Annotated in this window: 23 protein-coding genes, 1 tRNA gene and 2 pseudogenes; 15 read left to right on the top strand and 11 right to left on the bottom strand. The window is 59.4% G+C overall.

Annotation, left to right across the window (positions count from 1 at the left end; translation table 11 throughout):
* Positions 1-11 precede the first annotated feature (11 nt).
* From GHO25_RS10135 to GHO25_RS10165, 7 genes are all read right to left on the bottom strand, one after another.
* The gene (locus tag GHO25_RS10135; RefSeq protein ID WP_153390716.1) at positions 12-767 is read right to left on the bottom strand and encodes an ABC transporter substrate-binding protein; all 756 of its coding nucleotides are present in this window, start codon (positions 765-767) and stop codon (positions 12-14) included.
* 136 nt (positions 768-903) lie between these two features.
* The gene (gene hisF, locus GHO25_RS10140) at positions 904-1,674 is read right to left on the bottom strand and encodes an imidazole glycerol phosphate synthase subunit HisF (protein WP_048388931.1); all 771 of its coding nucleotides are present in this window, start codon (positions 1,672-1,674) and stop codon (positions 904-906) included.
* 10 nt (positions 1,675-1,684) lie between these two features.
* A complete protein-coding gene (hisA, locus tag GHO25_RS10145; protein ID WP_048366792.1) occupies positions 1,685-2,422 on the bottom strand; it encodes a 1-(5-phosphoribosyl)-5-[(5-phosphoribosylamino)methylideneamino]imidazole-4-carboxamide isomerase in 738 nt (245 codons plus the stop codon).
* Positions 2,423-2,461: 39 nt separating this feature from the next.
* Positions 2,462-2,722 carry a DUF2164 domain-containing protein gene (locus GHO25_RS10150; RefSeq protein WP_048366793.1) on the bottom strand — a complete coding sequence of 87 codons (261 nt, stop codon included), beginning with the start codon at positions 2,720-2,722 and terminating at the stop codon, positions 2,462-2,464.
* The gene (gene hisH, locus GHO25_RS10155; protein ID WP_048366794.1) at positions 2,722-3,360 is read right to left on the bottom strand and encodes an imidazole glycerol phosphate synthase subunit HisH; all 639 of its coding nucleotides are present in this window, start codon (positions 3,358-3,360) and stop codon (positions 2,722-2,724) included. The genes GHO25_RS10150 and hisH overlap by 1 nt, the downstream gene beginning before the upstream one ends.
* Positions 3,360-3,953, bottom strand: coding sequence for an imidazoleglycerol-phosphate dehydratase HisB (hisB, locus tag GHO25_RS10160; protein ID WP_048366795.1), 594 nt, complete (start codon positions 3,951-3,953; stop codon positions 3,360-3,362). The genes hisH and hisB overlap by 1 nt, the downstream gene beginning before the upstream one ends.
* Before the next feature lie 278 nt (positions 3,954-4,231).
* Positions 4,232-5,893, bottom strand: a complete 1,662-nt coding sequence (locus GHO25_RS10165; protein ID WP_153333317.1) for an OFA family MFS transporter — start codon at positions 5,891-5,893, stop codon at positions 4,232-4,234.
* Between the two features lie 295 nt (positions 5,894-6,188).
* Between GHO25_RS10165 and GHO25_RS10170 the strand changes: the two genes are divergently transcribed.
* The 8 genes and pseudogenes from GHO25_RS10170 to GHO25_RS10205 all read left to right on the top strand — a co-directional run.
* On the top strand, positions 6,189-8,402 hold the full coding sequence (locus tag GHO25_RS10170; RefSeq protein ID WP_153390717.1) for an AsmA family protein: 2,214 nt from the start codon (positions 6,189-6,191) through the stop codon (positions 8,400-8,402).
* Positions 8,399-9,466 (top strand): A/G-specific adenine glycosylase, encoded by a 1,068-nt coding sequence (mutY, locus tag GHO25_RS10175; RefSeq protein WP_153390718.1) that lies wholly within the window; start codon positions 8,399-8,401, stop codon positions 9,464-9,466. The genes GHO25_RS10170 and mutY overlap by 4 nt, the downstream gene beginning before the upstream one ends.
* Entirely contained in the window at positions 9,463-9,735 is a 273-nt protein-coding gene (locus GHO25_RS10180; protein ID WP_048366799.1) for an oxidative damage protection protein, read from the top strand. The genes mutY and GHO25_RS10180 overlap by 4 nt, the downstream gene beginning before the upstream one ends.
* Positions 9,736-9,839: 104 nt before the next feature.
* Positions 9,840-9,915, top strand: a tRNA-Phe gene (locus GHO25_RS10185).
* A gap of 167 nt (positions 9,916-10,082) precedes the next feature.
* A complete protein-coding gene (locus tag GHO25_RS10190; RefSeq protein WP_153328034.1) occupies positions 10,083-10,553 on the top strand; it encodes a hypothetical protein in 471 nt (156 codons plus the stop codon).
* Positions 10,554-10,612: 59 nt separating this feature from the next.
* A complete protein-coding gene (locus tag GHO25_RS10195) occupies positions 10,613-11,482 on the top strand; it encodes an alpha/beta fold hydrolase (protein WP_178110051.1) in 870 nt (289 codons plus the stop codon).
* Between the two features lie 416 nt (positions 11,483-11,898).
* Positions 11,899-12,150: a DUF3077 domain-containing protein gene (locus GHO25_RS10200; RefSeq protein WP_153330526.1), complete on the top strand. Its 252-nt coding sequence runs from the start codon at positions 11,899-11,901 to the stop codon at positions 12,148-12,150.
* A 189-nt stretch (positions 12,151-12,339) separates the two neighbouring features.
* A pseudogene (locus GHO25_RS10205) lies at positions 12,340-12,628 on the top strand (DUF1016 N-terminal domain-containing protein); the annotation flags it as partial.
* 215 nt (positions 12,629-12,843) lie between these two features.
* On the opposite strand, the gene GHO25_RS10210 reads toward GHO25_RS10205, so the two are convergent.
* Positions 12,844-13,089, bottom strand: a complete 246-nt coding sequence (locus tag GHO25_RS10210) for a DUF1272 domain-containing protein (protein ID WP_153390719.1) — start codon at positions 13,087-13,089, stop codon at positions 12,844-12,846.
* A 170-nt stretch (positions 13,090-13,259) separates the two neighbouring features.
* Here GHO25_RS10210 and GHO25_RS10215 point away from each other — a divergent pair, with 170 nt between their 5' ends.
* Together GHO25_RS10215 and GHO25_RS10220 are read left to right on the top strand one after the other, a co-directional pair.
* Positions 13,260-13,865: a biliverdin-producing heme oxygenase gene (locus tag GHO25_RS10215; protein WP_048366812.1), complete on the top strand. Its 606-nt coding sequence runs from the start codon at positions 13,260-13,262 to the stop codon at positions 13,863-13,865.
* Complete coding sequence (locus GHO25_RS10220; RefSeq protein ID WP_153390720.1) at positions 13,862-16,099, top strand: ATP-binding protein; 2,238 nt, start codon at positions 13,862-13,864, stop codon at positions 16,097-16,099. The genes GHO25_RS10215 and GHO25_RS10220 overlap by 4 nt, the downstream gene beginning before the upstream one ends.
* Before the next feature lie 90 nt (positions 16,100-16,189).
* On the opposite strand, the gene gabP is transcribed toward GHO25_RS10220, so the two are convergent.
* Complete coding sequence (gabP, locus tag GHO25_RS10225) at positions 16,190-17,581, bottom strand: GABA permease (RefSeq protein ID WP_153390721.1); 1,392 nt, start codon at positions 17,579-17,581, stop codon at positions 16,190-16,192.
* Between the two features lie 551 nt (positions 17,582-18,132).
* On the opposite strand from gabP, the gene GHO25_RS10230 reads away from it, so the two are divergent.
* From GHO25_RS10230 to GHO25_RS10250, 5 genes are read left to right on the top strand one after another with little or no spacing between them, the layout of a single operon-like run.
* Positions 18,133-18,906 (top strand): ABC transporter ATP-binding protein, encoded by a 774-nt coding sequence (locus GHO25_RS10230; RefSeq protein ID WP_048366815.1) that lies wholly within the window; start codon positions 18,133-18,135, stop codon positions 18,904-18,906.
* Between the two features lie 13 nt (positions 18,907-18,919).
* Positions 18,920-19,675, top strand: a complete 756-nt coding sequence (locus GHO25_RS10235; RefSeq protein WP_153390722.1) for an ABC transporter substrate-binding protein — start codon at positions 18,920-18,922, stop codon at positions 19,673-19,675.
* 58 nt (positions 19,676-19,733) lie between these two features.
* Entirely contained in the window at positions 19,734-20,426 is a 693-nt protein-coding gene (locus GHO25_RS10240) for an ABC transporter permease (protein WP_048366817.1), read from the top strand.
* Entirely contained in the window at positions 20,426-21,118 is a 693-nt protein-coding gene (locus tag GHO25_RS10245) for an ABC transporter permease (protein WP_048366818.1), read from the top strand. The genes GHO25_RS10240 and GHO25_RS10245 overlap by 1 nt, the downstream gene beginning before the upstream one ends.
* Entirely contained in the window at positions 21,099-22,313 is a 1,215-nt protein-coding gene (locus tag GHO25_RS10250) for a methyltransferase (RefSeq protein ID WP_153390723.1), read from the top strand. Before GHO25_RS10245 ends, GHO25_RS10250 begins: the two co-directional genes overlap by 20 nt.
* A 123-nt stretch (positions 22,314-22,436) precedes the next feature.
* On the opposite strand, the gene uraH is transcribed toward GHO25_RS10250, so the two are convergent.
* Together uraH and GHO25_RS26515 are read right to left on the bottom strand one after the other, a co-directional pair.
* Complete coding sequence (gene uraH / locus GHO25_RS10255; RefSeq protein ID WP_153390724.1) at positions 22,437-22,847, bottom strand: hydroxyisourate hydrolase; 411 nt, start codon at positions 22,845-22,847, stop codon at positions 22,437-22,439.
* 15 nt (positions 22,848-22,862) lie between these two features.
* Positions 22,863-22,975: pseudogene (locus GHO25_RS26515) on the bottom strand (heme-binding protein); the annotation flags it as partial.

A 22,975-nucleotide genomic window follows, 5' to 3' on the forward strand; every position in this document is an offset into this window, starting at 1 on the left:
CCGGGGTTGGGTCAGAGGTAGCGGGCGCGGATTTTGTCCAGTTCGCCTTCGGCCTTGAGCTCATCCAGCGCGGCCTGCAGTTTGCTGACCACGGCGTCGGGCACTTGTTTGTTCAACGCCAGAAACAGCTCAGCCTGATTAAACCGCAGCACCGTCTTGAACCCTGAAATACCCACTTGCCGGGCCAAAAACTGCCCCGCCGGATCACCCGTGGCCCACAGGTCGATGTGACCGGCCTGCAGCTTTCTGGCGTTGTCCTGGTCGCGTAACACAATCACCGGCGCGTAGCCCTGCTTCTCCAGGAACATGGCGATCACATCGTCCTTATAAGCGCCTATTCGATAGGCCCGCGCTTGCTCAAGCGTGGTCAGCTCGATGGGGCTATTGGCCCGCGCCAGCAGCACCCAGTCGTCCGGGCCAAGCGGGCCGACCCACTTGAACAGGTGTTCACGCTCAGGCACCCGCGCCGTCACAAACACCCCGTAATTGGGGTTATCCATCGCCAGGTTGTAGATACGCTGCCAAGGGAAGCGCAAGGTCATGCTGTAGTCGACGCCTGCACGCTCGAACGTTTCACGCAGAATATCGACGGCAATGCCTTCAAGATTCTGGTTCTGCGCAAAGTTCTTGCCGTTTTTGGCCATGTTGTAAGGCGGGAAATTTTCAGTCAGCAGCACCAGCGTTGGACGCTCGGCCGGGGCCGCAAACACGCTACTCACCAGCAACATCGTGCAACTGGCAAGCAAGAGACAAAGACGCTTAAACATAACGTTTACCCAAATCCATGGTGTGCAAAGAGTGCCGTGGGCTTACCATGCTGTCCAGTAGCCTTTGGACGTGTGGCCGGATTGGGTCAAACGATGAAACATCAGCGCCCATTGCGGGCGCTGAAGGGCCAGGCTATTAGCGCACCACAATCCCGCGCTCGGCCATATAGGCCTTGGCTTCTGGCACGGTGTATTCGCCGAAGTGGAAAATACTCGCGGCCAGCACGGCACTGGCGTGGCCTTCCAGGATGCCATCGGCCAAATGCTGCAGGTTGCCGACGCCTCCGGAGGCGATGACCGGAATGCCCAGCGCGTCGCTGATGGCACGGGTCACGCCCAGGTCAAAGCCGCTTTTCATGCCGTCCTGATCCATGCTGGTCAGCAGGATCTCACCGGCGCCCAAGCCTTCCATCTTCATCGCCCACTCGACCGCGTCGAGCCCGGTCGGCTTGCGCCCGCCGTGGGTGAAGATTTCCCAACGCGGGGTTTCACCCGGCTGTGAAACCTTTTTCGCATCAATAGCGACCACGATGCACTGCGAGCCGAAATGCTGCGCGGCTTCGCCCACAAACTCCGGGTTGAACACCGCCGCCGTGTTGATCGACACCTTGTCGGCACCGGCATTGAGCAGGTTGCGAATGTCTTGAATGCAGCGCACGCCGCCGCCCACGGTCAGCGGGATGAACACCTGGCTGGCCATGCGCTCGACGGTATGCAGCGTGGTGTCGCGACCATCGACGCTGGCGGTGATGTCGAGAAAGGTAATCTCGTCAGCCCCTTGCTCGTCATAGCGGCGGGCGATCTCGACCGGGTCACCCGCATCGCGGATGTTCTCAAATTTAACGCCCTTCACAACCCGGCCGTTATCCACGTCCAGGCAAGGGATGATGCGTTTGGCCAGCGCCATGCGGTTCTCCTCAGCCCTTGTAGCTGTCGCAGAAGGCTTGCGCTTCGGCGACATCCAGGGTGCCTTCATAGATGGCGCGGCCAGTGATGGCGCCCACGATGCCCGGCGCCTTGGCGTCCAGCAGGGCTTTGATATCGCCCAGGTTGTGGATACCGCCCGACGCGATCACCGGGATGCTCGTGGCTGCGGCCAAGGCTGCGGTGAATTCCACGTTGCAGCCCTGCATCATGCCGTCTTTGGCGATGTCGGTATAAACGATGGCCGACACGCCGTCGGCTTCAAAGCGCTTGGCCAGGTCGATGACCTGCACGGTGCTGACTTCAGCCCAGCCATCAGTGGCCACGAAGCCATCTTGTGCATCCATGCCGACAATGATTTTGCCGGGGAAGGCACGGCAGGCTTCAGCCACGAACTCCGGGTTCTTGACTGCTTTGGTGCCCAGAATCACGTAGCTCACGCCCGCCTTAACGTAGTGCTCGATGGTCTCCAGCGAGCGAATGCCGCCGCCAATCTGGATCGGCAGGTGCGGGTAACGCTTGGCGATGGCAGTCACCACCTCACCGTTGACCGGCTGGCCTTCAAAGGCGCCGTTCAGGTCAACCAGATGCAGACGACGGCAACCGCCCTCTACCCATTTGGCGGCCATGCTCACCGGGTCATCGGAGAACACCGTGGAATCTTCCATACGGCCTTGGCGCAGACGTACACAGGCACCGTCTTTAAGATCGATAGCGGGGATAATCAGCATCTGGCAAACCTTCAAATTCGGGAGTCAGTGACTCGAAAATCAATTCTTTTCAAGTGCCCACAGGTCGCTTTCGATGCTCTCGAACCTCTCTTTGAGGTGCGTCTGCACATCGAAAATCGCGCGATTGTAGTAATGCGGCGCGATTTCGCGAGTGAACAGCTCAAGGATTTCGGCCGCTTCAAACGAACCCAGGTCCAGTTCGAAGCGGTCTTCCATAAAGCGTTTAATTTTGCTGGTGGCTTCGCTCTCTTGCTCTGGGGTGAGCGTGAGAATCGGCAGCTTCGGCTTGCGCGGCGCCATTACCAGCGGCCGTCCCAGGCCGCAAAGTTTTGCAGCAACTGCAAGCCGTGGGTGTGGCTCTTCTCGGGATGGAACTGCACCGCGAAACGCGAGCCTTCGGCCAGCGCAGCCGCGAAGTCGACGCCGTAATGCCCGCCACCCACCACCTGGCGAGGGTTGCCCGCCGCGATGTAGTAGCTGTGCACAAAGTAGAAGCGCGCCAGGTCTGGAATGTTATGCCACAGCGGGTGATCGACCTTCTGCTGCACTTCGTTCCAGCCCATGTGCGGCACCTTGAGGTGCTCGCCCTCTTCGTGCAGGTCTTTGCCGAAAAACTTCACCTGGCCCGGGAACAGGCCGATGCAGTCGACGCCGCCGTTCTCTTCGCTGCTGTCGAGCAGGGCTTGCATGCCCACGCAAATACCCAGAAAAGGACGGTCCTGGCTGACTTCACGCACCAGCGAGTCGAAACCCAAACGGCGGATCTCAGCCATGCAGTCGCGAATCGCGCCTACCCCCGGAAACACCACGCGGTCGGCTTCGCGAATCACGTTGGCATCGCTGGTGATCAACACCCGGCCGGCGCCCACGTGCTCCAGCGCCTTGGCCACCGAGTGCAAGTTACCCATGCCGTAATCGATAACCGCCACTGTCTGCATCAGAGTACGCCCTTGGTCGAGGGCATTTGCCCGGCCATACGCTCATCGAGCGTGATCGCCATGCGCAGTGCGCGGCCAAAAGCCTTGAACACGGTTTCGATCTGGTGGTGGGTGTTGGTGCCGCGCAGGTTGTCGATGTGCAGTGTCACGTTGGCGTGGTTCACAAAGCCCTGGAAGAACTCTTGAAACAGGTCAACGTCGAAACCGCCGACGGTGGCACGGGTGTACGGAACATGCATTTGCAGGCCAGGACGGCCCGAAAAGTCGATGACCACGCGCGACAGCGCTTCATCCAGCGGGACATAAGCGTGACCGTAGCGGGTCATGCCTTTTTTGTCGCCGACCGCTTGGTTGAAGGCTTTACCCAGGGTAATGCCAACGTCCTCGACGGTATGGTGATCGTCGATATGCAGGTCGCCTTTGCACTCGATGTCCAGGTCGATCAGCCCATGCCGGGCGATCTGGTCGAGCATGTGCTCAAGAAAAGGCACACCGATATCGAATCGGGCCTTACCGGTACCATCCAAGTTGATCGAGGCTTTGATCTGGGTTTCCAGAGTATCGCGCTCGACTGACGCCTTACGTTCGGCCATCACCAGCTCCGCAAAATCATTGGGCGAAAAAGGTGGCCATTATAGGCACGGGTCAGGCAAACAGAAACATGGTGGGTGATAAGACTGACGTAATGCGCCCAAGACACACAACTGCGTAGCAGCTGACGAGCTCCGCGAGGCTGCGTCCGATTGCGAAGCGATCGTAAAACCTGAGACCACGGTCAATATGAAACACCGCACTGCCTGGTTTTACGACGGCTTTGCCGCCGGACGCAGCCTCGCGGAGCTCGGCAGCTGCTACGCAAAGGCTTTACAACTTAATGAAACAGAACCGCTGTTTTCTGCACCGTGACCCACACGCCCCACAACAGGGGAATGCCCACCGCCAACCACGCGGCAATGGTCAAGGGACGGCTGCCCGGCGCGGCTTTCCATTCTAGCGAGGTCGTCGTATCGGCGCCTTTGTCATGCCCCAGCGCTTGTTCAGCCGCCAGTTGCGCGTCGGTCATGAAGTACTTGTCAGCCACCGGGCGCACCAGCAGGTTGCAGATAAAGCCCAGCACCAGCAGGCCCGCAAGGATGTACAAGGTGATGTCATAGGCCGCCGCGCGCGGCACCCCGATGCTCAGCTGGTACTCGCGCAGGTAGTTGACCAACACCGGCCCCAGCACGCCCGCCGCTGCCCAGGCGGTCAGCAAGCGACCGTGAATAGCCCCGACCATTTGCGTGCCGAACAAGTCCGCCAAGTAAGCCGGCACCGTGGCAAAACCACCGCCGTACATCGACAAGATGATGCAGAACGCCGCTACAAACAGCGACACGTTGCCCAGATGCCCCAGGTTGGGAACCATCGCGTACAGCGCAAAGCCCAGCGCGAAGAACACAAAATAGGTGTTTTTACGCCCCAGGTAGTCCGAGAACGATGCCCAAAAGAATCGCCCGCCAATGTTGAACAAGCTCAACAAGCCGGTGAACCCGGCCGCGATGGCCGCGATCTGGCCCAGTTGCGCAGCGTCCAGCTGGCTGAACGACAGATCATTGCCCAGCAACTTGCCGGCGAACACCTCCTGCAACAACGGCGAGGCCATGCCCAGAATGCCGATACCGGCCGACACGTTCAGGCACAACACCAGCCACACCAAAGCAAACTGCGGTGTTTTCCAGGCCACACTCACGTGCACATGGCGCTTGGTGATCATCGAGTTGGCCACCTTGTTAGGCGAAGGCGTCCAGCCTGCGGGCTTCCAGCCGGTCGGCGGCACGCGGTACGACAAGGCACCACCGATCATGAACACGAAGTAAATCGCCGCCATCGCCACAAAGCTCTGCCAAACGCCCACGCCATCCGGACCGGCAAAATGCCCCATCAGCGCTGTCGCCAACGGCGCGCCTACCATGGCCCCGCCGCCGAAGCCCATGATCGCCATGCCGGTGGCCATGCCGCGTTTGTCCGGGAACCACTTGATCAGCGTCGACACGGGCGAGATGTAACCCAGGCCCAGGCCGATACCGCCGATCACCCCCGAACCCAGCCACATCAGCCAGATCTGGTGGGTATAAATGCCCAGCGCCGAAATCAGCAAGCCGCCGCACCAGCACAATGCCGATACAACACCCGCCTTGCGTGGCCCGGCATGTTCCAGCCAACCGCCCCACACCGCTGCCGAGCAGCCCAGAAAGATGAAGAACAAGGTGTAGATCCAGCCGAGCATCGAGATCGGCCAGTCGCATTGCGATGAGAACACCTGCGCGATAAAACTCATGTCCGGCGCGCAAGCAACCGCTTGGGTGATGCCGACCGCTTTGGACAATGGCAGCCAAAACACGGAAAAACCGTAGGCCATGCCGATGCACAAGTGAATGGCCAACGCGGCGGGCGGTACCAGCCAGCGGTTGAAGCCGGGTTTTGCGATGATGCGTTCTTTGGACAAAAACGCAGGTGGCGAGGCAGGGCTGCCCGCGACAGTACTGGTTGTCATTTTTATCTCCCCCATGGATGGAATGTTCCCCAAGTACGCTCAACCCCCGACTTTGGCGCCTGTATAGCGCACAGCCGTTTTGTAGGATTGAGATCAAGGCGAGACACTACGCCCTGGAAGGCCTGGAAAACGGACGGAGATTACCACTTCAGCGTAGGCCAAAGCCTTCGCTGATGCGGTCTTTAATACGCAAACTGTTCTGACACTATCCGCGCCCCAGTCCGTCATCGCGTGGCGCTATACTCAGCGGCTAAATTTGAAACTCACCTAACAACAGACTTACAAGGACTCGCCCATGAAAGCGTTCGGCAAAATCCTGGGTCTGGTGCTTCTCGGGTTGTTGCTGATCATCGTGGCGCTGGGCTTTGCCCTCAGCCACCTGTTCGATCCCAACGATTACAAAGACGAGATCCGCCAGATAGCCCGTGACAAAGCCCACATTGAGCTAACCCTCAATGGCGACATCGGTTGGAGCCTCTTCCCGTGGCTTGGCCTGGAACTGCACGACGCCAGCGTGGCGACCCTGACAGCCCCCGACCAGCCTTTTGCCGACCTGCAAATGCTCGGCCTGTCAGTGCGCGTGCTGCCGCTGCTGCGCAAAGAAGTGCAAATGAGCGACGTTCGGGTCGAAGGCCTGAACCTGCACCTGACCCGCGACAAAGAAGGTCGCGGCAACTGGGAAGACATTGGCAAGCCTGCACCCGCTGCGCCCGGCACTGAAACAGCCGCCACCGACAGCACCAAGCCTGCTGCCGCAGACACCGCCAGCCAGCCGATCAAGCTCGACATCGACAGCCTGACCGTGAACAACGCCCGCGTTGAATACAGCGACGAGCTGACCGGCAAGCAGTTCAGCGCCGAGAGCATCCAGCTGAGCACCGGCCCGGTTCACGAGGCCACCAGCATCCCGGTCAAGTTGACCGCCTTTTTGGGCACCAACCAGCCGGTGATGCGGGTCAAGACCGAGCTCGATGGCAAGCTGCGCTTTGACCGCGTGCTCAAGCGCTATCAGCTTGAAGACATGAAGATCGTGGGCGAAGCCTCGGGCGAGCCGCTGCAAGGCAAAACCATGAACTTCTCCGCTTCAGGCCAGCTTTTGGTTGATATGGCAGCGAACGTCGCCGAATGGAGCAGCCTGAAGATTTCTGCCAACCAGCTGCGCGCCCTCGGTGAACTCAAGGCCAACAGCCTCGATAAAACCCCGCAAATCAGCGGCGGCCTGTCGATTGCCCAGCTCGACCTGGCCAAGTTCCTCGACAGCATCGGCCAAACCCTGCCTGCCATGGCGCCGGGCAGCCTGAGCAAGTTCGAACTGGTCACCCAGCTCTCCGCTACGCCGACTAGCGTGAGCTTCGATGACCTCAAGCTGAACCTCGATGACAGCACCTTCAATGGCCGCATTGCCGTCGAAGACTTCGCCAAGCAAGCCCTGCGTATTCAGCTCAAAGCCGACACGTTCGACGCTGATCGCTACCTGCCGCCTAAATCAGCCGAAGCCAATGGCGCCAAGGCTGCGCGTCAGGCCGAAGTGCAAGGCAGCGAAGCCAGCGCACTGACCGCCTCGGGTGACAGCCCGCTGCCGGATGCACCGACCAAGAGCGGCTGGAGCACCACCAAGATCATCCCTGTTGAGCGTCTGAAAACCCTGGACCTGAACGCCGACATCAGCTTTGGCCAACTGACCCTGAGCAAATTGCCCATTCAGAATGCGGCGCTCAAAGCCAACAGCAAAGACGGTGTGCTGACCCTCGAAAACCTCAGCGGCAGCCTCTACAAAGGCACGTTTGCCGCCAACGGCAGCCTGAATGTGCAGCCGGTATTGCCGGTGGTCAAACTGCAAACCCGCATCACCAGTGTGCCGGTCGAGAAGATCCTCCAGAGCCAGGGGCAAACATCACCCGTCACCGGTTTGTTGACCCTCAACAGCAACGTGACCGGCAGCGGCAACAGCCAGAGCGCGCTGATCCAGAGCCTCAACGGCACCGCCAGCTTCGCCCTCAACAACGGCGTGCTGCTCAATGCCAACATTGAACAGCAACTGTGCAAAGCCATCTCCACGCTAAACCGCAAAACCCTGAGCGGCGCCCCGCTGGGCAAAGACACGCCCTTCAACGAACTCAAGGGCAGCCTGGTATTCCGTAACGGCGTGGCCAGCAACCAGGACCTGGTGGTGCGCATTCCCGGCCTGAGCGTCAAAGGCGATGGCGACATCGACCTGCGCGTATTGGGCATGGACTACCGCATTGGCATCATCATCGAAGGCGACACCCGCCCCATGCCCGACCCGGCGTGCCAGGTGGGCAAAAACTTCGTCGGCATCGAGCTGCCTTTGCGCTGCCGTGGCCCGCTGGAACTGGGCGCCAAGGCCTGCCGCCTGGACAAAGAAGGCTTGGGCAAAGTCGCCGTTAAAGCCGCCGGCAACAAACTGAGCGAGAAACTTGAAGAAAAACTCGGTGACAAAGTCAGCCCCGAACTCAAAGACGCGCTCAAAGGGCTGTTTAAACGATGAGGGATGAGCAGTTCGCAAGTGCCGTGCTCGATTGGTATGACCGCCACGGCCGCCACGACTTGCCCTGGCAACAGGGCATCACCCCTTACCGGGTGTGGGTCTCGGAAATCATGTTGCAGCAGACTCAAGTCAGCACCGTGCTCAACTACTTCGACCGCTTTATGGCGTCATTGCCAACGGTCGAAGCCTTGGCCGCAGCCCCCGAAGACGAAGTGCTGCACCTGTGGACCGGCCTTGGTTACTACACCCGCGCCCGCAATTTGCAGAAAACCGCGAAAATCGTCGTCGAGCAGTACGGCGGCGAATTCCCGCGTGACGTTGAAAAGCTGGTCGAACTGCCCGGCATTGGCCTGTCTACCGCAGGGGCGATTGCCAGCCTGAGCATGGGCCTGCGCGCGCCGATCCTCGACGGCAACGTCAAACGGGTGCTGGCCCGCTTTACCGCGCAAGAAGGCTACCCGGGCGAGCCCAAGGTCGCCAAACAGCTGTGGGCCACCGCCGAGCGCTTCACGCCCTATGACCGGGTCAACGCCTACACCCAGGCGATGATGGACATGGGCGCCACGCTCTGCACCCGCAGCAAGCCCAGTTGCCTGCTGTGCCCGCTGGAAACCCACTGCGAAGCGCACATGCTCGGCCTCGAAACGCGCTACCCGATCCCCAAGCCGCGCAAAACCATCCCGCAAAAGCGCACGCTGATGCCGATGCTGGCCAACGCCGACGGCGAGATCCTGCTTTACCGCCGCCCGTCGACCGGTTTGTGGGGCGGCCTGTGGAGCCTGCCCGAGCTGGACGACTTCAATGACATCGAGTCACTGGCCCAGCAACACGCGCTGTCCCTGGGCGAACATCACGAACTGCCCGGCCTGACCCACACCTTCAGCCACTTCCAACTGGCCATTGAGCCTTGGTTGATCCAGGTCCAGGAGGCAGGCCATCACGTGGCCGAGGCTGACTGGCTCTGGTATAACCTCGCCACCCCGCCGCGCCTGGGCCTTGCTGCCCCGGTGAAGAAGCTGCTCAAACGTGCAGCCGACCTAATCCACGCAGGAGAGACCTCATGACCCGCACCCTCATGTGCCGCAAATACAAAGAAGAACTGCCCGCCCTCGAGCGCGCCCCATTCCCGGGCGCCAAAGGTCAGGACATTTTCGACCACGTCTCGGCCAAAGCCTGGGCTGACTGGCAAAAACACCAAACCTTGCTGATCAACGAGAAGCGTTTGAACATGATGAACGCCGAAGATCGAAAATATTTGCAGGGCGAGATGGATAAGTTCTTCAGCGGTGAAGAATATGCCAAAGCAGAAGGCTACGTTCCGCCGAGCGAGTAAACCCCGGTTTTAAAGGGTTTGGTCCGTAAGCGACGGTAATAATTAAATTTTTTTGAAAAAAGTGTTTGACGGATCCTCGGAAAAAGCTTCTAATGCGCCCCGTTGCCCAGATAGCTCAGTCGGTAGAGCAGGGGATTGAAAATCCCCGTGTCGGCGGTTCGATTCCGTCTCTGGGCACCACATTCAGCTTTGATGTGGTGTTCACGCCACGCCAAAGCACACAAAAAACCCGCCTAGTGCGGGTTTTTTGTTGCGCGCGATTTTTATCCGTAAGCGCCACCTCTCTTGGCGATTGCAAAGAGATGAGGTTCAATCCTCTCTTCAGCCTGCAAGGACACACCCTTTTAATGTCATCGCCTAAAAAACAGCAAAAGAATGCGCAGCGGGCCAAATCCAAGGCCAAGCAGAACCGCATCGGCAAGCCGGCCAAAACGTCGGCCAGCAGCTTGATGGATCATCCGTTCGATGACGTCAAAATCGATCTGAGCACGTTTAACTTCCAGGACATCCTCGACAACGGTTTTGACCCGGCCGATTACGAAGACCTGTTCCAGGTCATGAAGGCCGCCGAGGCCATTAACCTGCAAGCGATGTGCACGGTGTTCCTGCAGTACCCGGTGCTGGAGCTGGTGATTTCCGAAGAGGAAGAAGACAGCGCCACGGACTTCCTGATGGGCTTGTTGATCGAGTACCGCATTGCCATTCACGGCGATGACGAAGACAGCGCCGTGGCCTGGATCGAAACACCGGCCTTCCAGAAAGCCTATGTCGAGGCCTCGCGCGTGCTGCAAGAGCGCAACACCCGGAGCGCGCACTGACCGCAGCGCTGACCCCACCTGTCAGCCGGGCGTTTACCGAGCCCGCCGCTGACGGTTATGTGCTGGGCGGTATTGAGTGGCGCCATGGCGCTGGCGACCCGACGCGGGCAGTGGTGATCATCAACGCCGCGACGTCGGTGCGCTGCACGTATTACTCGCGCTTTGCCGAATACCTGTTTAGCCATGGGCTGGACGTGATGCTGTTTGATTACCGGGGCATCGGGGTTTCACGTGCCGGGTCGCTGCGCGGGTTTAAAGCCTCATGGTCGGATTGGGGCGCGCTCGACTTTGAAGCCTTGCTCCAGCGCGCACAGCGCGAATACCCCGGCCAACCTGTCGATGTGGTCGGTCACAGCTTTGGCGGCTGTGCAGCGGGCCTGGGGGCGTCCGGGGCGGTGATCCGCAATCTGGTGACGGTGGGCGCGCAGTTTGCCCACTGGCGCGACTATGCGGCTGATCAGCGCTGGTCCATGCTCGCCAAATGGCATGGGGTGATGCCGCTGCTGACGCGGGTGTGCGGCTACTTCCCGGGCAAACGCCTGGGCTGGCTCGAAGACACCCCGGCAGGCGTGGTCAGCGACTGGTGCGGCCTGGGCACGCGCTACGAGCAGCTGCCCAGCGCACGCAAACGGGCTGCCCTGCCCTTTTCATCGGTAACGGCCAACACCCTTGCTATCAGCCTTAGCGACGACCCCTTTGGCACAGTGGCAGCCACTGAGCGCCTGCTGAGCCATTTCAGCGCCAGCCCGCGTACGCACTTGCGCATAGACCCCCAAGAAATCGGCGAAGCGGCCATTGGGCATTTCGCGTTTTTTCATAGCCGTTTTCAAGGCAGCTTGTGGCCGATTGCGTTGCAGTGGTTACGACAAGGGGAATTGGCGGCGGGGATGCCGGGGCGGGTGTGTTCCTTTAAAGCGCCCTCACCCTAGCCCTCTCCCGGAGGGAGAAGGAACTGATTGGGGGATGCTGAAGGCTTTCTGCACGCTGACGGTACTGCGCAGAATCTGAAAACACCTCGGTAAAGCTCCTTCTCCCTCCGGGAGAGGGTTGGGGTGAGGGGCTTTTGGGCCTATTGCCAATAGCGGGTGTGAACGTTAGAGTCCGCTGCGTCGCGGTCAATCCCGTGGCCGGGTGTAGGAACCCGATAAAAGTTGGCGCGTAGCGCCCAAGACTGTATCTCCGGCGTTTTTTTATGCCTGAGATAACGCTCTATGGCAGCTGTGTGCGGGCAGACTTCGGTCTGGCCGGGTGCCAACTTTCCCGGAATTCCTACCCCGCACATGGCTGCCACCCAATCCCGTAGGAAGGATCGTGTCAGCTCTTACTCAAAAAGTTGGAGAAATACATGACCCAATCCCACACCACCGCCCTCGCTTTCCATGAAACCGGTCCCGACCATTTGCTATTCAGCGTCACGCCCGACATCCCCGCTGCCGATGCGTTGCACAGCGCCTCAGAACTGCTGTCTGCCGCCGCTCACTCACTGGACGCCGTAGCCACCGGCACCGCCCTGATCGACGCCCATCAAGCCTTCCTGCTGTGCCACGCCCTGCGCGCGGCCAAAGCGACGGTCGACTCGCTGATCCCTGACGCGTAAACACCTGCCTTGCCTCTGCGAGCGAATCCCAAGATCAAAAGATCGCGAGACAAGCTCGCTCCTACAGAGTGTCGCCAATCCAATATTTTCACCGTCAAATCAGAGAGATATCCCACAAAAAACCAGCAGCTAATACGAATTGGCAGTGACATCCTCATTGGCTCTTTAGGTCAATGCGCGGCAATAACAATGAATCCTCCGCTACCTGTCCCTTGCGACTCCGATTTAGCGCCCTTGCTGGGTTCTTTGGGTGAACTGATTCGCCAGGCACGGCAAAAGGCCCTGACACTCGGGTTTGGCAAAGGCTTTGACGAACGCAACTTGCGTCACATGCGCGGCTTCTATCAAGGATTTCCAATTTGGAACGCAGTGCGTACCGAATTGAGCTGGACCCATTACCGCACCCTGTTACGCGTTGAATAAAAGCCCACGCGAATTTGTGCGCGACCCGGTACTGCTGGAGTTTTTGGGCATGCCCACACTTAGCGCAACACTGTTCACTTAAGCGATTTCTACCTCTGTGGGAGCGGGCTTGCTCGCGATGATCGTTAACGATGACGCGTCTTTTGCGACTGAATGAGGCGCTCTGAAGACCATCGCGAGCAAGCCCGCTCCCACTTTAAGAGTGTTGCTAACGAGCTTTTTGAAACCGACCGCGAGCAAGCACTGATCGAGGCCTCTAGCACTTAAACCTCACCGGGCAAAACACCCGTCGGGCTTGTATACCCGTGCCGTCGACGGCGGGTTGTTTGCGAGTTTGCTCGCGGGGCGTCGCGGGCGGGGCAACAGCTCGCCTTCACAGTTAGGGCAGATGCCTCCCAGTTTCTGTTCAACGCACGTCGCACAAAACGTGCATTCGAACGAGCAAATCCGTGCTTGAGCAGAGTCTGGCGGCAGGTCCAAATCACAACATTCGCAACTGGGGCGTAGTTCGAGCATGAGTACCTCTCTGTCGACAAAAAAAACGTTCCTGTGTGCAGTTAAGACGTTTCCTACAAAAAACCAACTGCTAACCTGCTAGCAAAATAATTGCACTTTTTACACACGGCGCATTCAAACAGACATGAGCGCCTATTCATAAGCGCACACAGAGAGCCCCGTAACACCGCATGCCACATGACACGCTTACCCCATCACTGCCTTCGGTTTTGACCGAGTTACGTTCTGGTACTCACACCCTGCATGTCGCCCTGGAGAAGCGCTTGCCGTTTTTCTCGGACAGCCTTGATACGGGGCTCTACACACGTTTACTGGCAGCCTATTACGGGTTTTATCAGGCGATAGAAGACGCACTCTCACACAGTGCATGGATCCCGCCGGGCTTTGATCTGCACGCCAGGCTCAAGACCCCCGCTCTGGAGCAAGACCTCCAGGCCTTGAACATCAACCCCGGCACCCTGGCACAGTGCCCTACCCTGCCGGCCATGAACAGCCAGGGCAGCGTGCTTGGGGTGTTGTATGTGCTTGAAGGGGCAACCTTGGGCGGCAATGTGTTGCGTAAACGAATCGCTGAACACCTGGGCCTGGACGCCCACAACGGGTGCGCTTTTCTTTACGTGTATGGCGAAGCCACTGGCCGCCAGTGGAAGTCTTTTCTGGAATTTCTAAGCGACGTTCCGCTGGACGCCCAAGGATGCGATGAAGCCGTCAAGGCTGCCTGTTCCACTTTTAGCTGTTTCGAGCGCTGGCTCGAACGCCAGGAGGTGTTGTTATGACCCCACTAGATACGCAAACCTTTGAAACCCTGTTGGCCAATTGCGCCGACGAGCCGATTCGCTTTCCGGGCGCCATTCAGCCCCACGGCCTGCTGCTGACCTTGTCCGAGCCGGACCTGCACATCCAGCAGATCAGCGCCAACGTCGAAAACTTGTTCGGCCTGGCACCGGCTGCGCTGTTGGATCAGCCGCTGGCGACCCTTACCGGCCCGCACGCGTCGACCATCGTCGAGCAAGCGGCGCAGTTCGCCGGGCAGGTCGATGTGCCGCCCCTGGAGCTGACTCTGCAAGGCATTGCCTATGAAGGTCTGCTGCACAGAGACAATGGCCTGCTGATTCTGGAGCTTGAGTTAAAGCCCGATCAGGCTGCGCTGGTGGGCACCATGGCCAAGATCCGCAACCTGAGCCGCGTGCTGCAAAGCCTGCAAGCGGCCAAGACGCTGCCTGCGCTGTACGACATTTGCGTCAAGGAGATCCAGGCGCTGACCGGGTATGACCGGGTGCTGATTTATCGCTTCCAGGAAGAGGGCCACGGCCAGGTGATCGCCGAGGCCTCGTCGCCGTCGATGGAGCTGTTCAAGGGCATGTTCTTCCCGGCCTCGGACATTCCGGAGCAGGCGCGCGAGCTGTACCGCACGCACTGGTTGCGCATTATCCCGAATGCCGACTACACACCGGTTGAGCTGGTGCCCCGGCTGCGCCCCGACACGCAGCAACCGCTGGACCTCAGCGGGGCGACATTGCGCAGTGTGTCGCCGATTCACTGCCAGTACATGAAGAACATGGGCGTGCTGTCGTCGATGAGCATCTCGCTCATGGATGGTGACCGCTTGTGGGGGTTGATCAGTTGCGGCCACCGCACGCCGCTGCACGTGCCGCACGAGCTGCGCATGGCCTGCCAGACCATCGGCCAGGTGCTGTCGCTGCAAATCAGCGCCTTGCAAACCCTGGAGATCAGCCGCCAACGTGAAGCCAAAATGGACGCCTTGGTGCGCCTCAACAGCGCGATGGTGCAAGGCCCGGAAAACGTCTTTGACGGCCTGGCGCAAGAACACGCCTTGCTCATGGACCTGACCCAGGCCAGCGGCGTGGCCATTCTTGAAGACAACGTGCTGCACCGTTATGGCCAATGCCCCAAGCCCGAGCAGATTCGTGAGCTGTACCAATGGTTCAAACAGAACGATGCGCCCGTGTTCTCCACCCATAACCTGTCCACGCTGTTTGCCCCGGCAGCAGACTACAAGGACATTGCCAGCGGCCTGTTGGCCATGAGCCTGCCCAAGCCCGTGGACAATGGCGTGCTGTGGTTTCGCACCGAGGTCAAAGAGAGCATTCCCTGGAGCGGCGACCCGAGAAAGCCGCTCAATCTGGAGTCGAGCGAGACCGGTTTGCGCCTGAGCCCGCGGACTTCGTTCGAGCTGTGGAAAGTCGAAATGGACGGCATTTCGACCAAATGGAGCCATGGCGACCTGTTCGCCGCCAATGACCTGAGGCGCTCAGCGCTGGAAAACGACCTGGCCCGCCAGGTGCGTCGCGAGCAACAGGCGGTGCGGGCACGGGACGAGCTGGTGGCCGTGGTATCCCACGACTTGCGCAACCCCATGACGATCATTTCGATGCTCTGCGGGATGATGCAAAAGACCTTCAGCAGCGACGGCTCGCACGCATCCAGACGCATCACCACGGCCATCGATACCATGCAGCAGGCCAGCAGCCGCATGAACATCCTGCTGGAAGACTTGCTCGACACCTCCAAGATCGAGGCGGGCCGCTACACGATCTCGGCGCAGTCTCTGGACGTGACGCAGATATTTGAAGAGGCTCTGTCGCTGCTAATGCCGCTGGCGAGCGAGAAGCAGGTAGAGCTGACCTTTCACGCCGAACCCGACCTGCAGATTCACGCCGACCCTGAGCGCTTGTTCCAGGTGCTGTCCAACCTGATCAGCAACGCGATCAAGTTCACCCCGGCCGACGGCAAAATCGTGGTGGCGGCCATGTCCAACGGCGATGACATCGTGTTCAGCGTGCGTGACTCCGGCAAAGGCATCCCCGCCGAACAACTGCCGCATATCTTCGACCGTTACTGGACGGCCAAAGAAGGCAACGCCACGGGCACAGGCCTTGGGCTGTACATCTCACAGGGCATCATCAAGGCCCACGGTGGCCAGTTGCTGGCCGAGAGTACGCCGGGCGAAGGCAGCGAGTTCCGCTTTACGGTGCCTAAAATCAACTGATCGCCCACGGTTGTAACGCCCACAAAAAAGGCCGCCATCGCGAACGATGGCGGCCTTTTGCTGGACTCAACGTTGAGGGCCGTCCTGGCCTCAGTTAAGTACCGATGCCCCCGCTTTCTCTGCACTGCGACGACGTGTGACCAACAGGCCCGCCGCCACCACCACAATGCTCAACAGGCCGGTGGCCATGATTTCAGCCTGATGCTCTGGCTGGAACAGCATGATGGTCAGAATGGCCACGATAAACACGATCACCGCCCAGGTCAGGCCCGGGAACAACCACATTTTGAACTCGATTTTCTCGCCCTTTTCGATGCGCTTTTTACGCATGCGCAGTTGCGATACCGCGATCACCAGGTACACCAGCAGCGCGATGGCGCCAGAGCTGGCGAGCAGGAATTCAAACACCGCAGCAGGCGCCACGTAGTTGGCGAACACGGCCACGAAGGCTGCGCCGGTGGACATCATGACGGCCCAGTAAGGCGTGCCGCTGGCGTTGGTGCGCTTGGCCGCGGCCGGTGCGTCACCGCGTTTGCTCAGGGAGAAGAGCATGCGCGAAGCGGTGTAGAGCGCCGAGTTCAGGCAGCTGGTGACCGCGATCAGAACCACAATATCAACGATCAGCTTGGCATTCGGGATGCCCATGCTGACCAGTGCAGTCTGATAAGAGCCAACGCTGGCCAGGCTTGGGTCGTTCCATGGCACCAGGGCCACAACGATGAAGATCGACACCAGGTAGAACAAGCCAATCCGCCAGATCACCGAGTTGGTGGCCTTGGTGATTTGCTTGCTCGGGTCTTTGGATTCCGCCGCCGCGATGGTGACGATTTCGGTACCCATGAACGAGAACATGGTGGTCAGCATGGCGGCCAATACAGCGCCCATGCCGTTAGGCATAAAGCCGATGGTGTCGACCAGGTGCGACACACCGCTGACGCCGCTGGTGGGCAGCAGGCCGAAGATGGCCGCAAGGCCCAAGCCGATGAAGCCCACGATCGCCAGCACTTTGACCAGCGCAAACCAGAACTCGAACTCGCCGTAGTTCTTGACGCTGAACAGGTTGGTGATGGTCAGCAACAAGGTGATGACCAGGGTAAACACCCAGATCTCCACGCCCGGGAACCAGGCATGCAGGATAGTGCCGGCCGCCACCGCTTCCAGCGGGATAACCAACACCCAGAACCACCAGTACAGCCAGCCGATGGTGAAACCGGCCCAGTGCCCGATTGCACGGTCGGCGTAGGTGGAGAATGAACCGGTGTCCGGCGAGGCGACGGCCATTTCGGCCAGCATGCGCATCACCAACACCACTAACGTGCCTGCTGCGGCGTAGGCCAGCAGCACGGCAGGGCCCGCCTGGGCAATCGCGTGTCCGGAGCCGACGAACAAGCCGGCACCGATGACCCCCGCGATAGACAGCATGGTCACATGCCGTGGCTTGAGCCCTTGCTCCAGGCCGTTAGAGGTTTGTGTATTGCTCATTGGGACTACCTTTGCAGTGAAAGCCATTCCGAGCGCCGCGCTTGATTACCTTCTCGTAAAAAGTAACCAACGGAGCGTTTAGAATTATTTACGCAATAAATGAGCCAAAATGTGACAGGTGCACGGTTTGTGCGGCCTGTAAGGCATTTGCGATGTGTTTGTAACCTGTTGAGCGTAATGGCTTTTTGCCTATTTGTTACCGTAACACTCAGTTACAGGGAAACTCGCGCACCAAAAAAAAGCAAATCTACCCATCTGGCCCTAAACCGGTGCGCATCTTTGACCTTTAGTAGGTTCGTGCTTCCAACACAGGGCCAAAACTGGCAACATCGCGACCTTTTTTACGCGACACCTCTCTGGCCGAACGGCAAAATACGGGGCTTGGTTGTTGTCGGCGCGACAGTCTTCTATCGCGATGCGACAAACGACCACACTCGTGCCTTTTGGGCTGGTGGTGCGGCTGGTTGCCTTGGCGACCCTATGCTAGCTTGGCCCTCGCCAGGAAGGCCGCCCAATAGCAGGATCGCACCCGAACACAATGAGGACCGCACATGGCTTTGGCCACGCCCGCGCTTGAAATCCGCAATTTGCATAAACGCTACGGAGAGCTTGAGGTACTTAAAGGTATCTCGCTGACCGCACGCGACGGCGACGTGATCTCGATCCTGGGTTCTTCCGGTTCCGGCAAGTCCACTCTGCTGCGCTGTATCAACCTGTTGGAAAACCCGCACGAGGGCCAGATCCTCGTTGCCGGTGAAGAGCTCAAACTCAAAAAAGCCAAATCGGGCGAGCTGGTTGCTGCCGATGGCAAACAAATCAACCGCATGCGCAGTGAACTGGGTTTTGTGTTTCAAAACTTTAACCTGTGGCCGCACATGACCATCCTCGACAACATCATCGAGGCGCCACGCCGCGTGCTGGGCCAGAGCAAGGCCGAAGCCATCGAAGTGGCCGAAGCGCTGCTGGCCAAGGTAGGCATCGCTGATAAACGCCATGCCTACCCGTCGGAACTGTCCGGTGGTCAGCAGCAACGTGCCGCTATCGCTCGCACGCTGGCCATGCAACCTAAAGTGATCCTGTTCGATGAGCCCACATCAGCCCTTGACCCGGAAATGGTCCAGGAAGTACTTAGTGTGATCCGCGCGCTCGCCGAGGAAGGTCGCACTATGCTCATGGTCACCCACGAAATGGGCTTTGCCCGTCAGGTGTCCAGCGAAGTCGTGTTTTTGCACCAAGGCCTGATCGAAGAGCAAGGATCGCCTGACCAGGTGTTTGATAACCCGGTCTCAGCGCGCTGCAAACAATTCATGTCCAGCAATCGCTAACGGAGCAATACGAATGCAGAACTATAAAAAACTTCTCCTGGCTGCTGCCGCCACGTTGGTGTTCAGTGCTAATGCCTTGGCTGTTGATAAGTACAAAGTCGGTATTGAGGGCGCTTACCCTCCGTTCAATAACAAGAACGCCAGTGGCGAGGTGGTCGGTTTTGACCCTGATATCGCCCTGGCCCTGTGCGCGAAGATGAAAGCCGAGTGCGAGATCGTCACCTCCGATTGGGACGGCATCATCCCGGCGCTGAATGCCAAAAAGTTCGATTTCATCGTGTCGTCACTGTCGATCACTGACGAGCGCAAGCAAGCGGTCGATTTCACCGACCCGTACTACTCCAACAAACAGCAGTTCATTGCTCCAAAAAAAGTTGATTTCAAAACCGACATCGCTTCACTCAAGGGCAAAGCACTAGGCACCCAGCGTTCTACCCAGGCCGCAACCTGGCTCGATGAAAAAGTGGGTTCAGATGCGACAATTTCTTTGTATGACACCCAGGAAAACGCCTACCTTGACCTGATCTCGGGCCGTGTCGATGCATTGCTGGCTGACAAATACGCTAACTACGACTGGCTCAAAAGCGAGGCAGGCCAGGCTTATGAGTTCAAGGGTGAGCCGGTCAATGAAGACGACAAGGTTGGCATTGCTCTGCGCAAAGGCGACAACGAACTGCGCGCCAAGCTGAACCTCGCCCTCAAGCAAATCGTTGAAGACGGCACCTACAAGAAAATCAACGACAAGTACTTCCCGTTCAGCATCTACTGACCTGCCTGACCGGCGCTGCCTTACGCAGCGCCGGTCCCTAGCAAAGCCTGCCTAACCCATGACTATCGATTTATACGGATTCGGCCCGGCGCTTGCCGCTGGCGCACTGATGACCGTCAAACTGGCACTCACTGCGCTGTGTCTGGGCCTGGTGCTCGGTCTGCTCGGTGCATTGGCCAAAACTTCGCCGTACAAGCCGCTTAAATGGCTCGGTGGCACTTATTCAACGCTGGTTCGCGGCGTGCCGGAACTGCTCTGGGTGTTGCTGATTTACTTCGGCAGCGTCAATGCGGTACGCGGCCTCGGCGAACTGATCGGCATGCCCGACCTCACCCTCAGCGCCTTCGCTGCCGGTGTTATCGCGCTGGGTCTGTGCTTTGGCGCGTATGCGACCGAAGTGTTTCGTGGCGCCATTTTGGCCATCCCCAAAGGCCACCGCGAAGCGGGCATGGCATTGGGTCTGTCCAAGCCGCGCATTTTCACCAAGCTGGTGCTGCCACAAATGTGGCGTATCGCCCTGCCCGGCCTGGGCAACCTGTTCATGATCCTGATGAAAGACACCGCGCTGGTCTCGGTCATCGGTCTGGAAGAAATCATGCGTCAGGCGCAAAACGCCGTGACCTTCGCCAAACACCCCTTCACCTTCTACATGGTGGCTGCCGTGATGTACCTGGGCCTGACCATCTTGGCCATGGGCACCCTGCACGTGCTTGAGAAACGCGCCGCACGCGGCTTCGTGAGGAGAACGTAATGCAGGTGTGGGAACTCTTCATCAAGTGGCTGCCCAAGCTGATTCAGGGCGCGACCCTGACGCTGGAGCTGACGGCACTGTCGGTCATCGCCGGTTTGATCGTGGCCATTCCGCTGGGCATCGCCCGCTCCTCCAAGCTGTGGTACGTGCGCTCGCTGCCTTACGGCTATATCTTTTTCTTTCGCGGCACACCGCTGCTGATCCAGCTGTTTCTGGTGTATTACGGGCTGGGGCAATTTGAAGCGGTGCGTGAAAGCGTGTTGTGGCCATACCTGCGCGACCCGTTCTGGTGTGCGGTACTGACCATGACCCTGCACACGGCCGCCTACATCGCCGAGATCCTGCGCGGTGCGATCCAGGCCATCCCGCCGGGTGAAATCGAAGCGGCCCGTGCCTTGGGCATGTCACGCGGTAAAACCCTGCTGCACATCGTGCTGCCGCGTGCTGCACGCATCGGCCTGCCGGCGTATAGCAACGAGGTGATCCTGATGCTCAAGGCCAGCTCGCTGGCGAGTACCGTGACCTTGCTGGAACTGACCGGCATGACCCGCACCATCATCGCCCGCAACTACCAGACGGTAGACATGTTCCTGATCGCCGGGGTGATCTACCTGGTCATGTCGTTCGTGCTGATCCAGGGGTTCAAACTGCTGGAGCGCTGGTTGCGCGTCGATGCCTGCCAAGGCCGTTAACCTTGAGGGCGAGCAACTGCTCGCCCGCTTTGAGGCACTGGACGCGTTTTTACGTGAGCACCAGTCGCTGTGGCGCCCACGGCCATTCACGCAGCTGAATATGCCGTGGGAAGCCCACCATCCTGAACTGTCCCAGTGGTTGCGCCAGCGCTCGTTGCACGACGCTGAAGCCAGCCATAACCAGCCTCATCAGCTAGGCGCCCCCGCACCGTTTACGGCACTGGCAGCCACCGCCCTTGCACTGAGCCGCCTTGAGCGTTTACCCGTTCAGGCTCTGGCGCCAGCCGCGCCGCGCTTGCAGGTGGATGTACCGGGGCGCAAATGGCAGCAAATTGAAGCCTTCGCACAAAGCCTGACCTTTAAGCAAAACCCCACGCATTGGCTGGACTGGTGCTCAGGCAAAGGCCATTTGGGCCGCCGCTTGATAACCGCAGAGCAACAACTGACGTGCCTGGAATACGACCCGGCGCTGGTCGAGGCCGGTTTGGCGCTCAGTCAGCGGCATCGGCTCAATGCCCGGCATGTGCAACAGGACGTGATGGCGACGCTTGAACTGCAACCCGGCATGACCCCCGTGGCCCTGCATGCCTGCGGCGACTTGCACGTGCGCCTGCTGCAACTGGCCAGCGCGGCGGGCTGTGCACAACTTGCCCTTTCGCCGTGCTGCTACAACCGCATCAGTGCGCCGCACTACACGGCGTTATCCACAGCCGCCAAGGCCTCGGCTTTGCAGTTATCGCTGGAAGACCTGAGCTTGCCGATGAGCGAAACCGTGACCGCCGGCAGCCGCGTGCGGCGTCAGCGCGATGAATCGATGGCACGGCGTTTGGGGTTTGATGGGCTGCAACGCCAATTGCGCCAGTGCGATGAATACTTATCCACACCCTCGCTGCCCAGCGCCTGGTTGAACAAGCCGTTTGCCCAGTACTGCGAAGACCTCGCGGCGTTGAAAAACTTATCCACAACCGGGACAGAAGACTGGGCAGCGCTTGAAGCGGCGGGCTGGGAGCGGTTGGCGCACGTGCGCAATCTGGAGTTGGTACGCGGCCTGTTCCGTCGCCCGCTGGAACTGTGGCTGGTGCTGGACCGGGCGTTGTACCTGCAAGAGCACGGTTATGACGTGCACGTAGGCGAGTTTTGCGACAGCAGCCTGACGCCGCGCAATGTGATGGTGATTGCGCAGCGCTGTGAATAACTTGGGGTTATGCACATTTCTTGTGGGAGCGGGCTTGCTCGCGATGAAGGCAATGCGGTTTTTCAGATCAACCGCGGTGATGCCATCGCGAGCAAGCCCGCTCCCACACTAACTGCGTGTGGCCTACGACCCGCGATACGTCGAGAAGCCGTAAGGGCTGAGCAGCAGCGGGATGTGGTAGTGCTGGTCGGCGTTTTTCACTTCGAAGATCACCGGAATCTCCGGGAAGAAGGTGTCACGCCCGGCCTTTTTGAAGTACTCGCCGGTTTTGAACACCACGCGGTATTCGCCCGCTTTAAGCGACTGCTGGGCCGGGAACAGTTCGCCAATACGCCCTTGTTCGTTGGTCACACCCTGGCTCAGCATCTGCCAGTTCTGGCCCACGTGCTGTTCGAGGGTGACGTTAACGCCCGGTGACGGTAAGCCGTTCTCCAAGTTCAGTACGTGCACGCTCAGCGGGTTACCCGCCGCCCATGCGACACTCGAAACAGCGCTCAGGCCCAAGGCCGCCAAGGTGATTTTCAACCGTTTCATGTGTGATCCTCCGGGTTAATTGCGTTGTGTGGTCAAGCCGATCTGTTGGGCAGCGCTCACCGCGCAGGCTTCGTCCTGCTCGGCGCCGCCCGCCCCGGCCACGCCCATGGCGCCGACCAGTTCAGTGC

Source organism: Pseudomonas sp. FSL R10-1350 (genome assembly GCF_009600525.1).
GTDB classification, from domain to species: Bacteria; Pseudomonadota; Gammaproteobacteria; order Pseudomonadales; family Pseudomonadaceae; genus Aquipseudomonas; species Aquipseudomonas helleri.

Excerpts from the sequence above, each read along its gene's own strand:
- GHO25_RS10135 (WP_153390716.1), bottom strand. The coding sequence starts at position 767 with ATGTTTAAGCGTCTTTGTCTCTTGCTTGCCAGTTGCACGATGTTGCTG.
- hisF (WP_048388931.1), bottom strand. The coding sequence starts at position 1,674 with ATGGCGCTGGCCAAACGCATCATCCCTTGCCTGGACGTGGATAACGGC.
- hisA (WP_048366792.1), bottom strand. The coding sequence starts at position 2,422 with ATGCTGATTATCCCCGCTATCGATCTTAAAGACGGTGCCTGTGTACGT.
- GHO25_RS10150 (WP_048366793.1), bottom strand. The coding sequence starts at position 2,722 with ATGGCGCCGCGCAAGCCGAAGCTGCCGATTCTCACGCTCACCCCAGAG.
- hisH (WP_048366794.1), bottom strand. The coding sequence starts at position 3,360 with ATGCAGACAGTGGCGGTTATCGATTACGGCATGGGTAACTTGCACTCG.
- hisB (WP_048366795.1), bottom strand. The coding sequence starts at position 3,953 with ATGGCCGAACGTAAGGCGTCAGTCGAGCGCGATACTCTGGAAACCCAG.
- GHO25_RS10165 (WP_153333317.1), bottom strand. The coding sequence starts at position 5,893 with ATGACAACCAGTACTGTCGCGGGCAGCCCTGCCTCGCCACCTGCGTTT.
- GHO25_RS10170 (WP_153390717.1), top strand. The coding sequence starts at position 6,189 with ATGAAAGCGTTCGGCAAAATCCTGGGTCTGGTGCTTCTCGGGTTGTTG.
- mutY (WP_153390718.1), top strand. The coding sequence starts at position 8,399 with ATGAGGGATGAGCAGTTCGCAAGTGCCGTGCTCGATTGGTATGACCGC.
- GHO25_RS10180 (WP_048366799.1), top strand. The coding sequence starts at position 9,463 with ATGACCCGCACCCTCATGTGCCGCAAATACAAAGAAGAACTGCCCGCC.
- GHO25_RS10190 (WP_153328034.1), top strand. The coding sequence starts at position 10,083 with ATGTCATCGCCTAAAAAACAGCAAAAGAATGCGCAGCGGGCCAAATCC.
- GHO25_RS10200 (WP_153330526.1), top strand. The coding sequence starts at position 11,899 with ATGACCCAATCCCACACCACCGCCCTCGCTTTCCATGAAACCGGTCCC.
- GHO25_RS10210 (WP_153390719.1), bottom strand. The coding sequence starts at position 13,089 with ATGCTCGAACTACGCCCCAGTTGCGAATGTTGTGATTTGGACCTGCCG.
- GHO25_RS10215 (WP_048366812.1), top strand. The coding sequence starts at position 13,260 with ATGCCACATGACACGCTTACCCCATCACTGCCTTCGGTTTTGACCGAG.
- GHO25_RS10220 (WP_153390720.1), top strand. The coding sequence starts at position 13,862 with ATGACCCCACTAGATACGCAAACCTTTGAAACCCTGTTGGCCAATTGC.
- gabP (WP_153390721.1), bottom strand. The coding sequence starts at position 17,581 with ATGAGCAATACACAAACCTCTAACGGCCTGGAGCAAGGGCTCAAGCCA.
- GHO25_RS10230 (WP_048366815.1), top strand. The coding sequence starts at position 18,133 with ATGGCTTTGGCCACGCCCGCGCTTGAAATCCGCAATTTGCATAAACGC.
- GHO25_RS10235 (WP_153390722.1), top strand. The coding sequence starts at position 18,920 with ATGCAGAACTATAAAAAACTTCTCCTGGCTGCTGCCGCCACGTTGGTG.
- GHO25_RS10240 (WP_048366817.1), top strand. The coding sequence starts at position 19,734 with ATGACTATCGATTTATACGGATTCGGCCCGGCGCTTGCCGCTGGCGCA.
- GHO25_RS10245 (WP_048366818.1), top strand. The coding sequence starts at position 20,426 with ATGCAGGTGTGGGAACTCTTCATCAAGTGGCTGCCCAAGCTGATTCAG.
- GHO25_RS10250 (WP_153390723.1), top strand. The coding sequence starts at position 21,099 with ATGCCTGCCAAGGCCGTTAACCTTGAGGGCGAGCAACTGCTCGCCCGC.
- uraH (WP_153390724.1), bottom strand. The coding sequence starts at position 22,847 with ATGAAACGGTTGAAAATCACCTTGGCGGCCTTGGGCCTGAGCGCTGTT.